Here is a 13,592-nt window from a genome sequence, read left to right on the forward strand (position 1 = left end):
AAAGTGACTGCTAACTGACAGCGCCGTCAGTAAAGTCCGACCATTCGTACGAGCAGTGGTTAAAGATCCGAGGCGCGCAGGTATACTGCGCGGCGGTGTGGCCTGCAAGTCGGGCCCGCGTCATTTTCAGTACTCCCCGGAGCCACCATGAATTCCCCGACACAACCCGCTGTTGAAGCGGTCGACATCGACCAACAGGCCAACCCTGACAGCGTCGAAGGCGAAACCAAGGCCGAGATCCCGGCGTTCAAGTTTCCGTTCAAGCCGGGCGAACTGGCCGGGGCGAAAAACGCCAGCCAGCCGTGGTACAAAAACGGCGCCAAGAACGGCCACACCAAGAGCCCGGGCATGGCGCCTCCCGGCACCCGTCGCTCGATGGGCAAGCGCTGACCGGTAATAAATCCTCCGTAATGGAGATTTATGCCTACAACAGTTACTGACGTTTCGCCTTGTAGGCCTGCGGCCAATTCTTGAAAGCTTGCATGACACCCGCTTGCCCCGACTCTTTCGCTCGGGGCTGGACGTGGTAAAGCTGGTTTTCTGGAAAAGGACGTCCCCTGTGGTTCTGATACGCACCTGTGTCGTGCTGTTGTTGTCGCTGATGGCCAGCGTTTTCTCCACCACTGCGGCCAGCGGTCAACCACGGCATGAAATTCGTTTCGCCGTTGCTGCGCAATTTCCACCCTTCCAAAGCCGCAATCAACATGGCCAGCTTGCAGGGCTGAACATCGAGCTGGGCAATGCCCTGTGCATACAGCTCAATGTGCGGTGTACCTGGGTCGACCAGGTCCTTGTGGAAAACTTCCCCGCCCTTGAAGCCAGGCAATTCGACGCGATCATGGGCATGGCCCCTACACTGAAACGGCGCCAGCGGGTGAATTTCACCGATAACCTTTATCCGATCACCACGCGCCTGGTGGCCCGCAAGACATCAGGGTTGAAGCCGACCCCACGGTCACTGAAGGGCAAGCGCGTGGGCGTTCTGGTGGGCAGCAACCGCGAAGCCTTCGCCCTGTCGAAGTGGGCGCCCAAGGGGGTCATCGTCAAGGCATTCTGGCGCAATGACGAGTTGATCCGCAGCCTGCTGGCAGGCGACATCGATGCAACATTGCAAGGCACCGTGGAAATCCGTGAGGCGCTGCTCGACACCGCTGATGGTCAGGTTTTCGACTTCCTCGGCCCTCACGTCTCCACCGAACTGCTGGGTAACGGCGTGGCGATCGCACTGCGCAAGCCCGACACCGCCTTGCGCAGCGCCCTCAATCACGCCCTCGAGCAACTGAAACAGAGCGGCGAATACCAACGCATCATCGAGCCCTACCGGCTGGACGCGCCGCTCTCCAGACCGTAATGGCCAATTAATTGCGCGGAACATGAGCTGGATCAGTATTTGCCCAACCGGTGCGCTTAGAGTCGACGCCCTGCCGACTCCTCCAACAATCACGAGCGCGCTTTTCCATGAAGATCAATCTGCCGGTCACCGGTCGAAATGTGGATTTTGCCCCCGACGCCAATATCCTCTCGACCACCGACCTGACCAGCGCAATTACCTACGCCAACCAGGACTTCATCGATATCAGCGGCTACACCCGCGAGGAGCTGCTGGGCACGCCGCACAACCTGCTGCGTCACCCGGACATGCCGGCCGCGGCGTTTGCGCACATGTGGCAGGTATTGAAAAGCGGTCGCTCGTGGATGGGCATGGTGAAAAATCGCTGCAAGAACGGCGATCACTATTGGGTCAGTGCCTATGCCACGCCGGTCACCCGGGACGGCGTGACGGTGGAGTATCAATCGGTGCGCACCAAGCCCGATGCACGGCGGGTGCATCGGGCCGAACGGGCCTATGCCCGCCTGCGTGCCGGCACTCGGCGAGCACGGCCCGTGGTGGGCATGACCTTCAAGCTGTCGGCATGGGTCCTGGGGGCTTGCGCCGCAACCTGGGCATTGGGCCTTGAGCTGGCGACTTATCCGCTGACCTGGCAACTGCTGGCGGGAACGGCGGCCTGCGCCGTGGGGGTAGCGGGTGTGCATGGCTTGTTACGGCCCCTGGCACAGTTGAACCAGCGGGCACGGCTGATTGCCGATAACCCGCTGAGCCAGGCGATCTACACCGGGCGCAAGGACGAGTTCGGGCGTATCGAGTTTGCCATGCAGATGCTGGAGGCCCAGGTGGGCGCAGTGGTCGGCCGGATTGGCGATGCGTCGCAACGTCTGTCCGGCCATGCCGCGGCGCTGGTGCAACAACTGGACAGCAGCCACACCAGCAGCCTCGGCCAACAGACCCAGACGGATCAGGTCGCCGCCGCGATCAATCAAATGGCCGCCAGCGTGGCGCAAGTCGCCGAGCACGCGCTGCAGGCGTCCAGGGCCGCTGACCAGGCCGGCAGCGAAACCCGCGAGGGCCATCAACGGGTGGATGAAAGCCGCGACGCGGTGCTGCGTTTGTCCGAGGAACTGGCGCGGGCCACCGCAGTGATCCATCAACTGGAAAGCCACAGTGGCGATATTTCCGGGGTGCTGGAAGTGATCCGGGCGATTGCCGAACAGACCAACCTGCTGGCGCTGAATGCCGCCATCGAAGCGGCGCGGGCCGGGGAGCAAGGACGCGGGTTTGCTGTGGTGGCCGATGAGGTACGAGGCCTGGCCCAGCGTACGCAGGATTCGACCAATGAGATCCAGCGCATGATCAGCACCCTGCAAGGCGGCGCCCGGGATGCGGTGCAGGCGATGGCGCAAAGCAGCCAGCATGTCGAGGCCAGCGTCGATCAGGCCCAGCGCGCCGCTGCCGCACTGGATGGGATCAGCCAGCGAGTGACCCGAATTACCGCCATGAGCCAGCAGATTGCGGCGGCGGTGGAAGAACAGAGTGCGGTGAGCGAAGACATCAATCGCAACATCATCGGCATTCGCAATGCCGGGGAAGTGACGGTCAGCGCTGGCCAGCAGAGCCAGCTCAGCTCAGGGGACGTGGCGGGGCTGGCGGATGACTTGCGGCGGTTGGCGGAGGAATTCTGGGGCAAGCGGCGCTAGCGCTTAAGCCGCCCGCAATGAAATGAAGGCATAGTTCGCCGGCACCTCGGTGGCAATCCGGGCGCCGGCATCCAGCAGTTGCTCGGCAATGTCCATCCCGGACACATGAAACACCCACTCATTGGCCTGCACGACTTCTTGCGTCGCCAACTCGATCGCCTGGGCAAACAGGCCCATGTCGGGCAAGTACGCGGTAAACCCATCGCCCTTGAGCGCCGTGGTATGGATGCCCAGCAACCCGCACACGGCTTCCTTGGCCTGGATATCATCGCGGTCAGCCTGGCGTGAGCGGCGGATCAACTCGGCCAGCTCCTTGTCCATCAACTCGCCCCCCACGATCAGCGCCGGCCCCTGCTCCCAGGATTCCGGCGGGCAGTCCTTGGCTGCCGGGTTCAACGGGATGTGCGGATTGATCTCCATCGGGTAGATGCGGCACACCAACGGCCGCCGCTCGTAAATGCGGCAACGGTCGTCTTCGTCAAGATTCCGGCAGCGCCCGGCGTTATAGGCGGCAAACGTGATTGCCACATACGCCTCGGTATTGCCGCTGGGCACGATGGCGGAACGGCGTTGTGCGTGGTCACGTTGCAACTCGGGCAGCCCCAGGCCACTGCCCAGGAAACCTTCCACCAGCACGATGACATTACCGCCGTCAGCCGCCCAGCTGCGGGCTTCTTCGAGGGTCAAGGGCACATGGTGGTCGGTGCAGCATTTGCCGCAACCGACGCAGGAAAAATGGGTATTCATGGAGGATCTGTCACCAGGCAAGGTCAGAAGGCACTCATGAACGGTGGCGGGTTTTTGCCTCTGTTCACCGTTCTGCCTCTGTGCAAAGCAAGTTATGCGCCAGCGCCGTCAGTCCTCGGGGACAAGGTCGCGAAGCACAAACACCATGCCCACACGTTCATACAGCCGCCGTGCCCGCAAGTTGGACTCCAGCACCTTGAGGTCGACAAACGCTTCGCCGCGTTGCTTGAACACCTGGAAGGTGTGCAGCAATAACGCACGGCCCAACCCCATGCCCTGGGCACAGGGGTGAATGGCCAGGTTCTTGATGTAGGCGCTGGTCCAGCATTGGGACACACCCAGAATGCCGCTGGCGTTACTTGCCACCAGGCACAGTTTTGGGTCGAACTCGGCATCGGTAACGAACTGCTGGCGCCAGTGCTCAAGGGAGCCGACCCGTCCGCCGCCTTGTTCCTGGGCCAGGCTCAATACCGCATGGATCGCCGGGGCCATGGCTTCGCGGTAATGATCCAGCTGGATATCCGCCGGCCACTGCGGGGCGGGCAGGCTGCCGGTGAGGTCGCGGCGCAGCAGCTGGAAATATTCACCCACCGGTCACAGGCCCTGTTGCGCCACGGTCTGGGCGGCTACCACCAGGCACTTGGTCAGTTCCGGCGAAGAAAACTTGGTGAGTACCGCATTGGCGCCGGCCAAGCGGGCTTTTTCGCTGTTCATCGCACTGTCCAGGGAGGTGTGCAGCAGCACATAAAGGTCCTGGAAGTCCGGGGTTTCCCGCAGGGTTCGGGTAAAGGCGTAGCCGTCCATTTCGGACATTTCGATGTCCGAGACCACCACGTTGATTTGCTCGACGGTGCCTTGCAGCTCCAGCAAACGGTCAATGGCTTCCTTGGCGCTGCGGGCGGTGTGGCACGTGAGGCCGAGGTTGCGCAGGGTGTGCACCGACTGCTGCAGGGCCACCTGGCTGTCGTCCACCACCAGGATTCGGGCGTTGCCCAGCACTTCGGCTTCTTCCATGGTCAGGTCGGTGGGCGCCGCTTCGATCTGCGCCGGGGCGATGCCGTGGATGACTTTCTCGATGTCCAGCACTTGCACCAGGGCGCCTTCGACCTGGGTCACACCGGTGATAAACGAACGCGTACCGCCGGAACCAAACGGCGGCGGGCGAATGTCGGTGGTCAGGCAGTGCACGATCTTGCTTACCGCCTGCACATGCAGGCCCTGCTTGGAACGGCTTACATCGGTGACGATCAGGCAGCCGCCGTCCGGGTCTTGCAGGGGCATTTCCCCCAGGGCGCGGCTCAGGTCGATCACCGACAACGCGGTGCCGCGCAAGGTGGCGATGCCTTTGACGTGGGGGTGCGACTCCGGCAGCCTGGTCAGCGGCGGGCAGGGAATGATTTCACTGACTTTCAGCAGGTTGATCGCCATCAGCTTGCCGCTGCGCAAGGTAAAGAGCAGAAGCGAGAGTGAATCTGCGCGGGCTTTGGTGGTGGACATAAAAACCTTCTGTGGATCAGGGATGACGATCTATAGACCGTTATCGACTTGCACGCGAAAAACTGTAGGAGCGAGCTTGCTCGCGAAGAACCTGAGGGCGCTGTGTTTATCCAGGCTGCCCGCGTTATCGTTGACGCTTTTCGCGAGCAAGCTCGCTCCTACCTACAACAAGCAGTCGTCAGCCCTTCCACACCTGCGGGTTTACCAGATCCTGCGGACGCTCGCCCAGCAAGGCGCTGCGCAGGTTTTCCAGGGCGCGATTGGCCATGGCTTCGCGGGTCTCGTTGGTGGCCGAGCCAATATGCGGCAGGGTCACCGCATTGCTCAGCTGGAACAGCGGCGACTCGGACAGCGGCTCCTGCTCGTACACATCCAGGCCGGCACCACGGATGGTCTGGTTTTGCAGGGCCTGGATCAGCGCCGGCTCATCCACCACCGGGCCACGGGAGATGTTCACCAGGATCGCACTGGATTTCATCAGGCCCAGCTCGCGATGGCTGATCAGGTGGCGGGTTTTCTCGCTCAGTGGCACCACCAGGCAGACGAAATCGGCTTCGGCCAGCAACTGGTCGAGGCTGCGAAACTGCGCGCCGAGTTCCTGTTCCAGTTCGGTCTTGCGGCTGTTACCGCTGTATAGAATCGGCATATTGAAACCCAGGCGACCCCGACGCGCCACGGCCGCGCCGATGTTGCCCATGCCGACGATACCCAGGGTCTTGCCGTGTACATCACAGCCAAACAACGGCGCGCCGACGCTGGCTTTCCACTGGCCGGCCTTGGTCCAGGCGTCCAGTTCGGCGACGCGGCGGGCGCTGCTCATCAGCAGGGCGAAGGCCAGGTCGGCGGTGCTTTCGGTGAGCACATCCGGGGTGTTGGTGAGCATGATCCCGCGCTCATTGAAGTACGCCAGGTCGTAGTTGTCGTAGCCCACCGACACGCTGGAAACCACTTCCAGTTTGCTCGCACCTTCCAGTTGCGCGCGGCCCAGTTTGCGGCCTACGCCGATCAGGCCGTGGGCATGGGGCAAGGCTTCGTTGAACTGGGCGTTGATGTCGCCCTGCTTGGGGTTGGGGGCGATGACATCGAAATCCTGTTGCAGGCGTTCGATCATTTCCGGGGTGACGCGGCTGAAGGCGAGGACGGTCTTTTTCATGGAAGGCGGGCTCATCGACTACGTGGGAATGGCAAGCACGCTAACATTCTTGGGTAGGGCTTGTCAGGCCGCCCCTCACACCCCACTGCCAGACTGTTGCGATTTGGGCAACAGTCATTATCTTGTTACACTCTGTATCGCACCGCTCACCTGCGCTAATTTGTCGCATCGATGAGCGCAGCGGTTAAGACCGACCCGCTCTCCCCCGATTTCCCTCGACTTATTTCCAGGGCTCTACACTGGGGATCTGTCTTAAAGCCGCTGAGTTCAGCGGCTTTTTTTTGCGCTGAAAAAAGGCCAGGAACCCCAACAACACTGGCCGGTTTCGATTGACCCAAAGGAGCTCCACCGGTGAAAACCTCGCTGACGTTCACCCCGTTATTCCTCGCGATTGCTGCAACGATCGTTCCCCTTGCCCACGCGGCAGACACCCCGGCCACCGACGGCTTCGTCGAAGGTTCCAGCTTCAAGATCAACACCCGCAACTACTACATGAACCGCGACCGTCGCGACATTCACACCGATGACAGCAAGGAATGGGGCCAGGGCTTCATCGGCATCTTCGAATCCGGCTACACCCCCGGCATCGTCGGCTTCGGCCTGGACGCCAACGCCATGCTCGGCCTCAAGCTCGACGGCGGTGGCGGCACCGATGGCTCGAGCATCCTGCCGGTAAGCTCCGGCAACGGCAAAGCGCCCGGCTCGTTCTCCACCGCCGGCGCCACCCTGAAAATGCGCGCCTTCGACACCGAACTGAAAGCCGGCGACCTGTTCCTCAACAACCCGGTGATTGCCGGCGGCATGACCCGCATGCTGCCCCAGACCTTCCGCGGCGTGAGCCTGACCAACCACAGCCTGGACGGCTGGATGTTCGAGGGCGGCCAGGCCAGCTTCACCAAGCTCTACAACCAGAGCGGCCGTCGCCGCATCGGCACCAGCTACGGCGCATTGCCCAATGGCGAAGACAGCCGCCACCTGGACTGGGCCGGCGTGTCCTTCAGCGGCGTGCCGGGGCTGACCAGCAACCTGTACGCGTCCGAACTCAAGGACATCTGGAACCAGTACTACTACGACCTGGACTACACCTGGCAGTTGAACGAGCTGGTCAGCCTGAACCCGGGCCTGCACTACTACCACACTCAGGAGACCGGCAAAGCCTTGCTGGGCAACATCGACAACAACACCTACAGCCTGCATTTCACCGTGGGCGTGGGCAATCACAGCGTTACCGCCGCCTACCAGCGGGTCAACGGCAACACGCCGTTCGACTACATCAGCCAGGGCGACAGCATCTACCTGGACAACTCCCAGCAATACTCCGACTTCAACGGCCCCAACGAGCGCTCGTGGAAGCTCAAGTACGCCTATGACTTCGTCGGGCTGGGCCTGCCGGGCCTGACCTCGGCGGTGTCGTATATCAGCGGCAAGACCGACCTGACCACGGTCGATCCGGACAGCCGTGGTTACTCATCCTGGTACAGTGCCGACGGCAAGAACGCCAAGCACTGGGAACGGGACATCGACCTCAAGTACGTGGTGCAAGGCGGCAAGGCCAAGGACCTGGCCGTGCGCCTGCAATGGGCGACCAATCGCGGCGGCAATGGCTACGCGGCAGTGGACCGGGACGTGGATGAGTACCGCGTGATCGTCGACTATCCGATTGACGTTTTTTAACCTTCAGGCTTTCTTTTAGCGGCGACGACTTATTTTTCACAGCATGGAACTAAACTGCCAGCATCTTGAGTGCCGAAGCCAGTCCCATGAGTCAACGCCGCGCCTTCACCCTGCCTGCACGCCCGGAGCTTTTGCTGATTCTGGGCAGTGGCCTTACTGTCGTGCTGATCGTGGTCATCGTTGCCGTACTGCTGATCCGCGAACACGCCAGCGCCTTGCAGGCAGCCAAGCGCTCCACCAGCAATATCACCCAACTGATCAATGCCGATGTGCTGCGCAACGTCGAGCTCTACGACCTGGCGCTGAACGGCCTGATCACCGCAACCACTCGCGATGACCTGCCCCAGGTTTCCGCCGAAGTCCTGCATATGGTGCAGTTCGACCAGTCCACGGCCGCCCCTTTCAAAGGCGAAGTCCTGCTGCTGGACAAAACCGGCGCGGTCACCGCCGACTCTTCCACGCTGGCGCCCACACCCCGCAACTTCGCCAATCGCGATTATTTCCAGGTTCACCAGCAGAACCCCGATGCCGGGCTGTTCATCAGTCGGCCCTTCAGGATTCGTTGCGACTGCGATCAAGTCTGGCGCATCGCCTTCAGCCGCCGGGTGCCCGGGCCCAATGGCGAGTTTGCCGGTGTGGCGGTGGCGACCATGCGCCTGGCGTATTTCGACCAGTTGTTCAATAGCCTGACCATCGGCAGCGGCAGCAGCATCAACCTGCTGAATAACGACGGCATCCTGTTGGCCCAGCAGCCGCTGCTCGAAAGAGACATGATCAACAAGGACTTGAGCGCGCGGCCCAACTTCAAGCGAATGCTGCGCGAAGGCAGTGGCAGTTTCAGCGCCATCTCCGCCATCAGTGGCGCGCAACGGCTGTACACCTTCACCAGCGTCGGCGGGTTGCCGCTGATTGTGGTGGTGGCGTTGTCGAGCGATGACGTGTTTGCCGCCTGGAAGCGCGCCGCCCTGCTGATCAGTGGCGCCACCGGCGTACTGTGTGTGGGGCTGTTGTGGCTGACCTGGATGCTGCGCCTGGAACTGCGCCGCCGCTATCGCGCCGAGAAGGTGTTGTCGGAACTGGCGGCCACCGACGGCCTCACCGGCCTGGCCAACCGCCGCACCCTCGACCAGCGCCTGCGCCTGGAATGGGAGCGCGCGCAACGCTCAGGCGAGCCACTGGCCTTGCTGATGATTGATGTCGACCACTTCAAGGCCTTCAACGACCGCCATGGTCACCAGGGTGGCGACGAGGCCTTGCGCAACGTGGCCCGGGTCATCGGCAGCAATATTCGTCGCCCCGCCGACCTGGCCGCGCGCTACGGCGGCGAAGAGTTCGCGGTGATCCTGCCGGATACCGACGGCGAGGGCGCAAGCACCATCGCCGAACATATCCGCAGTGCGGTGGAGCACTTGCCACCGGCGGACGGCGACGCGCTGTCGGTCACCGTCAGCGTCGGGCTCAGTACCTGGGACAAACGCAGCCGTGGCTCGCTGGAAGAGCTGCTGCTGAGTGCCGATCGGGCGCTGTATGACGCCAAGCATTCCGGGCGCAACCGCATCGTTCACAGCCAGGCCACATAAGCCGTTATCAGCAACTACGCTAAGGGCATCCTCGAAGCAGAAGTACGCCCGATGAGCCCAGGCACTACCCGCCCGCCCCGCCCCACCCACCGTCCGGAGCTGCTGCTGATCATCGGCAGTTGCGTCACGGTGCTGCTGATCATGCTGGTGGTCGCGGTGCTGCTGATTCGCGAACACGCCAACACGTTGCAGGCGGCCCAGCGCACGGCCAATAACATCACCCAACTGATCGACGCCGACGTGCTGCGCAACGTCGAGCTGTACGACTTGTCGATCAAAGGCCTGATCGCCGCCACCGAACGCACTGATTTGGCTGGGGTATCGGCCGGCATCCGTCACCTGGTGCTGTTCGACCGTTCGGAAGCGGCGCCCTACAAAGGCGACATCCTGTTGCTGGACAAGGATGGCAACGTGATCGCCGACTCAGCCCTGCAGACGCCCAAATCCGCCAACTTCGCCGACCGCGACTACTTCCAGGCCCATCGGCAGAATCCCGACCTGGGGCTGTTCATCAGCCGGCCCTTCATGGCGCGCTGCGTGTGTGATGACCAATGGCGTATCGCTTTCAGCCGCCGGGTTTCCGGGCCGGATGGGCGATTCCTCGGCGTGGCCGTGGCCACCATGCGCCTGTCGTACTTTCAGCAACTGTTCCGCAGCCTGAATATCGGCAGCGACAGCACCATCAACCTGATCAACCAACAAGGCATCCTGCTGGCCCAGCAGCCGTTGCTGGAACGGGACATGATCGACAAGGACCTCAGCCAGCGGCCAAACGTCGCGCGCATATTGCACGAGCGCGACGGCAACTTTCGCGGCACCTCCAGTGTGGATGAGGAGCACCGCCTGTATACCTTCTCAACGGTGGGCGATTTACCGCTGATCGTCGTCGTGGGGCTGTCCACGAATGACATATTCGCCCCCTGGAAGCGCGCAGCACTGGTGATCAGCGGCGCCACCGGGATTTTGTGCATCGGCCTTTTGTGGCTGACCTGGATGCTTTGCATGGAACTGCGCAGGCGCCACCGTGCCGAACAGGTGCTGTCAGAACTGGCAGCCACCGACGCGCTCACCGGCCTGGCCAACCGCCGCACCCTGGACCAGCGCCTGCGCCTGGAATGGGACCGCGCCCAGCGTTCGGCCGAGCCGTTGACGGTGCTGATGATTGACGTGGACCACTTCAAGGCGTTCAACGACCGACATGGCCATCAAGGTGGCGACGAGGCACTGCGCACGGTGGCGCAGGTGATCGAGGGCAATATCCGCCGCCCGGCCGACCTCGCGGCTCGCTATGGCGGGGAAGAATTTGCAGTGGTGCTGCCGCATACCGACAGCCAGGGTGCACGCGTGATTGCTGAACATATCCGCAGCAGTGTCGAACACCTGCCGCGAGTGGGCGGGGATACGGTGCCAATTACCGTCAGCATCGGCCTCAGTACCTGGACCAAAAACAGCCGCACCACGCTGGAGGAATTACTGCTCAACGCCGACCAGGCGCTGTATGAGGCCAAGCATACCGGGCGTAATCGCGTTGTTGATGCCGGCGCTTTAAAGCCGTGACGCGAAGCGTCACAGGAGGCGTTACCACGCAGAGCGTGGGAACGATCAAAAAAAAGGCCACCCGAAGGCAGCCTTTAAAAACAAAAGGAAAGAGAGTTGTTACTTACACCGCCGCGACGGGACGCATGTAAGAGATCGGTGCGGTGCTGGCATCTTCGAAGGTCACGACTTCCCAGGCATCTGTCTGTGCAATCAGCTTGCGCAGCAGTTGGTTGTTCAGGGCGTGGCCAGACTTGAAGCCTTTGAACTCGCCTATCAGGCTATTGCCCAGCAGGTAGAGGTCACCGATTGCATCGAGGATCTTGTGCTTCACGAATTCGTCTTCATAGCGAAGGCCGTCTTCGTTCAGTACACCATCCGCGTCGACCACAATGGCGTTTTCAACGCTGCCGCCGAGTGCGAGGTTGTGCTTGCGCAGGTACTCGATGTCACTCATGAAACCAAAGGTACGGGCGCGGCTGACTTCTTTTACGAACGAAGTGCTGGAAAAATCCACGCTTGCACTTTGGGTGCGGTCACGGAATACCGGGTGATCGAAATCGATCTCAAAGCTCACTTTAAAGCCTTCGAACGGGACGAAGGTGGCGCGCTTGTCGCCGTCTTCTACTGTCACTTCCCGCAGAATGCGAATGAACTTCTTGGCTGCGTCCTGTTCTTCCAGGCCGGCAGATTGAATCAAGAATACGAAGGGTCCGGCGCTGCCATCCATGATCGGGACTTCGGACGCGGAGAGCTCGACGTAGGCGTTATCGATGCCCAGACCGGCCATGGCCGAGAGCAAGTGCTCCACCGTGTCCACTTTGACGTCACCGTTGACCAACGTGGTCGACATCGTGGTTTCGCCAACATTTTCCGCGCGAGCAGGTATCTGCACCACAGGGTCCAGGTCGGCACGAACAAACACGATGCCGGTGTCGACAGGTGCGGGCTTGAGGGTCAGGTATACCTTCTCCCCGGAGTGCAGACCTACACCTGTGGCACGGATAATATTCTTCAGGGTGCGTTGTTTAATCATGGCTTGGACCGCTTCAGCGCAAATTGCGAACTGGTATCAACAAAGGCTGGCGATAATAGCAGACCAGACCTTTGCTGAACACCAATCACCTTCATAGCCCTGATACATTCCATTAATCGGCCTGACGACGCAGGAAAGCCGGGATGTCCAGGTAGTCCAGGTCATCTTGCGGATTCGGGCTGCGGGATGCAGCAGCACCGGCCTGAGCCTGGTTGCGCATCACGGTCGGACGATCCAGGTCACGATAGTTCACAGACGGCAGTTCCTGGCGCGAAGGCGCTGGAGCGGCAGCTTGCTGGCTGGCGTGGCTGGTATGGACGGTGTTGTCGATGACCTTTACAGGCTTCTCGATTTTCGCACCCAGGCCGGTCGCAACAACGGTCACGTGCAGTTCGTCGCGCATGTCCGGATCGATAACGGTACCGACCTTGACCATGGCGTGCTCGGAAGCGAAGGCTTCGATGATGCTACCCACGTCGGAGTACTCACCCAGGGACAGGTCAGGACCGGCGGTGATGTTCACCAGGATGCCGCGTGCGCCTTGCAGGTTCACGTCTTCCAGCAACGGGTTGCGGATGGCCGCTTCGGTAGCTTCACGTGCACGGTTCGGACCGCTGGCGCAGCCAGTGCCCATCATCGCCATGCCCATTTCGCTCATCACGGTACGTACGTCGGCAAAGTCGACGTTGATCATGCCCGGACGCTTGATGATGTCGGAGATACCGCGAACGGCACCGGCCAGTACATCGTCAGCCTTGGCAAACGCAGACAGCAGGCTTGCGTCCTTGCCGAGGATGGTCAGCAGCTTCTCGTTGGGAATGGTGATCAACGAGTCGACGCTTTCGGACAGCAGACGGATGCCTTCATCGGCGATCTGCATGCGCTTGCGACCTTCGAACGGGAATGGACGGGTCACGACGGCAACCGTCAGGATCCCCATTTCCTTGGCCACTTCGGCAATGATCGGCGCAGCACCGGTACCGGTACCACCGCCCATGCCCGTGGTGATGAACACCATGTTGGTGCCTTGCAGCACTTCAGCGATGCGCTCGCGGTCTTCCAGGGCGGCTTGACGGCCGACTTCCGGATTCGCGCCGGCACCCAGGCCCTTGGTCACGGCTGTGCCCAATTGCAGGATGGTGCGTGCACCGATGCTTTTGAGGGCCTGGGCGTCAGTGTTGGCGCAGATGAATTCAACGCCTTCAATGTTGCTCTTGACCATGTGGTTGACAGCGTTGCCGCCGCCACCGCCGACGCCGATCACTTTGATGACCGGGCTTGCGGGGATGTTGTCTACGAGTTCGAACATTTTCCCTCTCCTTTCATTTCTCTAGTT

12 protein-coding genes and 2 pseudogenes are annotated in these 13,592 nt (G+C 61.5%); 7 read left to right on the forward strand and 7 right to left on the reverse strand.

Going from position 1 to position 13,592, the window contains the following annotated elements; all coding sequences use genetic code 11:
* Positions 1-147 precede the first annotated feature (147 nt).
* The 4 genes and pseudogenes from HX801_RS06850 to HX801_RS06860 all read left to right on the forward strand — a co-directional run bounded on the left by HX801_RS06850 (position 148) and on the right by HX801_RS06860 (position 3,033).
* On the forward strand, positions 148-390 hold the full coding sequence (locus HX801_RS06850) for a hypothetical protein (RefSeq protein WP_003216247.1): 243 nt from the start codon (positions 148-150) through the stop codon (positions 388-390).
* A 169-nt stretch (positions 391-559) separates the two neighbouring features.
* Positions 560-1,351, forward strand: a complete 792-nt coding sequence (locus HX801_RS06855) for a transporter substrate-binding domain-containing protein (protein ID WP_008434195.1) — start codon at positions 560-562, stop codon at positions 1,349-1,351.
* Positions 1,352-1,458: 107 nt separating this feature from the next.
* Positions 1,459-1,740 (forward strand): annotated as a pseudogene (locus HX801_RS32215) (PAS domain-containing protein); the annotation flags it as partial.
* A 153-nt stretch (positions 1,741-1,893) separates the two neighbouring features.
* A complete protein-coding gene (locus HX801_RS06860) occupies positions 1,894-3,033 on the forward strand; it encodes a methyl-accepting chemotaxis protein (protein WP_371316558.1) in 1,140 nt (379 codons plus the stop codon).
* A 3-nt stretch (positions 3,034-3,036) separates the two neighbouring features.
* On the opposite strand, the gene HX801_RS06865 is transcribed toward HX801_RS06860, so the two are convergent.
* From HX801_RS06865 to HX801_RS06880, 5 genes and pseudogenes are all read right to left on the reverse strand, one after another.
* A complete protein-coding gene (locus HX801_RS06865) occupies positions 3,037-3,780 on the reverse strand; it encodes a YkgJ family cysteine cluster protein (protein WP_003216242.1) in 744 nt (247 codons plus the stop codon).
* Between the two features lie 108 nt (positions 3,781-3,888).
* Positions 3,889-4,371: an N-acetyltransferase gene (locus tag HX801_RS06870; RefSeq protein ID WP_003216240.1), complete on the reverse strand. Its 483-nt coding sequence runs from the start codon at positions 4,369-4,371 to the stop codon at positions 3,889-3,891.
* Positions 4,372-4,374: 3 nt separating this feature from the next.
* On the reverse strand, positions 4,375-5,277 hold the full coding sequence (locus HX801_RS06875; protein WP_003216238.1) for a chemotaxis protein CheV: 903 nt from the start codon (positions 5,275-5,277) through the stop codon (positions 4,375-4,377).
* 51 nt (positions 5,278-5,328) lie between these two features.
* Positions 5,329-5,427, reverse strand: a pseudogene (locus HX801_RS31970) (outer membrane lipoprotein carrier protein LolA); the annotation flags it as partial.
* A 28-nt stretch (positions 5,428-5,455) separates the two neighbouring features.
* Entirely contained in the window at positions 5,456-6,430 is a 975-nt protein-coding gene (locus HX801_RS06880; RefSeq protein ID WP_003216236.1) for a D-glycerate dehydrogenase, read from the reverse strand.
* Positions 6,431-6,781: 351 nt separating this feature from the next.
* On the opposite strand from HX801_RS06880, the gene HX801_RS06885 reads away from it, so the two are divergent.
* From HX801_RS06885 to HX801_RS06895, 3 genes are all read left to right on the forward strand, one after another.
* Positions 6,782-8,104, forward strand: coding sequence for an OprD family porin (locus HX801_RS06885; protein WP_008434205.1), 1,323 nt, complete (start codon positions 6,782-6,784; stop codon positions 8,102-8,104).
* 86 nt (positions 8,105-8,190) lie between these two features.
* Positions 8,191-9,684, forward strand: coding sequence for a sensor domain-containing diguanylate cyclase (locus HX801_RS06890; protein ID WP_177021827.1), 1,494 nt, complete (start codon positions 8,191-8,193; stop codon positions 9,682-9,684).
* Positions 9,685-9,735: 51 nt separating this feature from the next.
* On the forward strand, positions 9,736-11,241 hold the full coding sequence (locus tag HX801_RS06895; protein ID WP_102369887.1) for a diguanylate cyclase: 1,506 nt from the start codon (positions 9,736-9,738) through the stop codon (positions 11,239-11,241).
* Between the two features lie 103 nt (positions 11,242-11,344).
* Here the strand turns inward: HX801_RS06895 and lpxC are convergent, their stop codons facing one another.
* Together lpxC and ftsZ are read right to left on the reverse strand one after the other, a co-directional pair.
* Positions 11,345-12,256 carry a UDP-3-O-acyl-N-acetylglucosamine deacetylase gene (gene lpxC, locus HX801_RS06900; protein ID WP_003216227.1) on the reverse strand — a complete coding sequence of 304 codons (912 nt, stop codon included), beginning with the start codon at positions 12,254-12,256 and terminating at the stop codon, positions 11,345-11,347.
* 112 nt (positions 12,257-12,368) lie between these two features.
* Positions 12,369-13,565, reverse strand: coding sequence for a cell division protein FtsZ (ftsZ, locus tag HX801_RS06905; protein WP_003216225.1), 1,197 nt, complete (start codon positions 13,563-13,565; stop codon positions 12,369-12,371).
* Positions 13,566-13,592: the final 27 nt, after the last annotated feature.

This window comes from Pseudomonas sp. G1002 (assembly GCF_013385455.1).
Lineage (GTDB): Bacteria > Pseudomonadota > Gammaproteobacteria > Pseudomonadales > Pseudomonadaceae > Aquipseudomonas.

Coding starts and splice junctions, on each gene's coding strand:
- HX801_RS06850 (WP_003216247.1), top strand. CDS start 148: ATGAATTCCCCGACACAACCCGCTGTTGAAGCGGTCGACATCGACCAA.
- HX801_RS06860 (WP_371316558.1), top strand. CDS start 1,894: ATGACCTTCAAGCTGTCGGCATGGGTCCTGGGGGCTTGCGCCGCAACC.
- HX801_RS06865 (WP_003216242.1), bottom strand. CDS start 3,780: ATGAATACCCATTTTTCCTGCGTCGGTTGCGGCAAATGCTGCACCGAC.
- HX801_RS06875 (WP_003216238.1), bottom strand. CDS start 5,277: ATGTCCACCACCAAAGCCCGCGCAGATTCACTCTCGCTTCTGCTCTTT.
- HX801_RS06880 (WP_003216236.1), bottom strand. CDS start 6,430: ATGAAAAAGACCGTCCTCGCCTTCAGCCGCGTCACCCCGGAAATGATC.
- HX801_RS06890 (WP_177021827.1), top strand. CDS start 8,191: ATGAGTCAACGCCGCGCCTTCACCCTGCCTGCACGCCCGGAGCTTTTG.
- HX801_RS06895 (WP_102369887.1), top strand. CDS start 9,736: ATGAGCCCAGGCACTACCCGCCCGCCCCGCCCCACCCACCGTCCGGAG.
- lpxC (WP_003216227.1), bottom strand. CDS start 12,256: ATGATTAAACAACGCACCCTGAAGAATATTATCCGTGCCACAGGTGTA.
- ftsZ (WP_003216225.1), bottom strand. CDS start 13,565: ATGTTCGAACTCGTAGACAACATCCCCGCAAGCCCGGTCATCAAAGTG.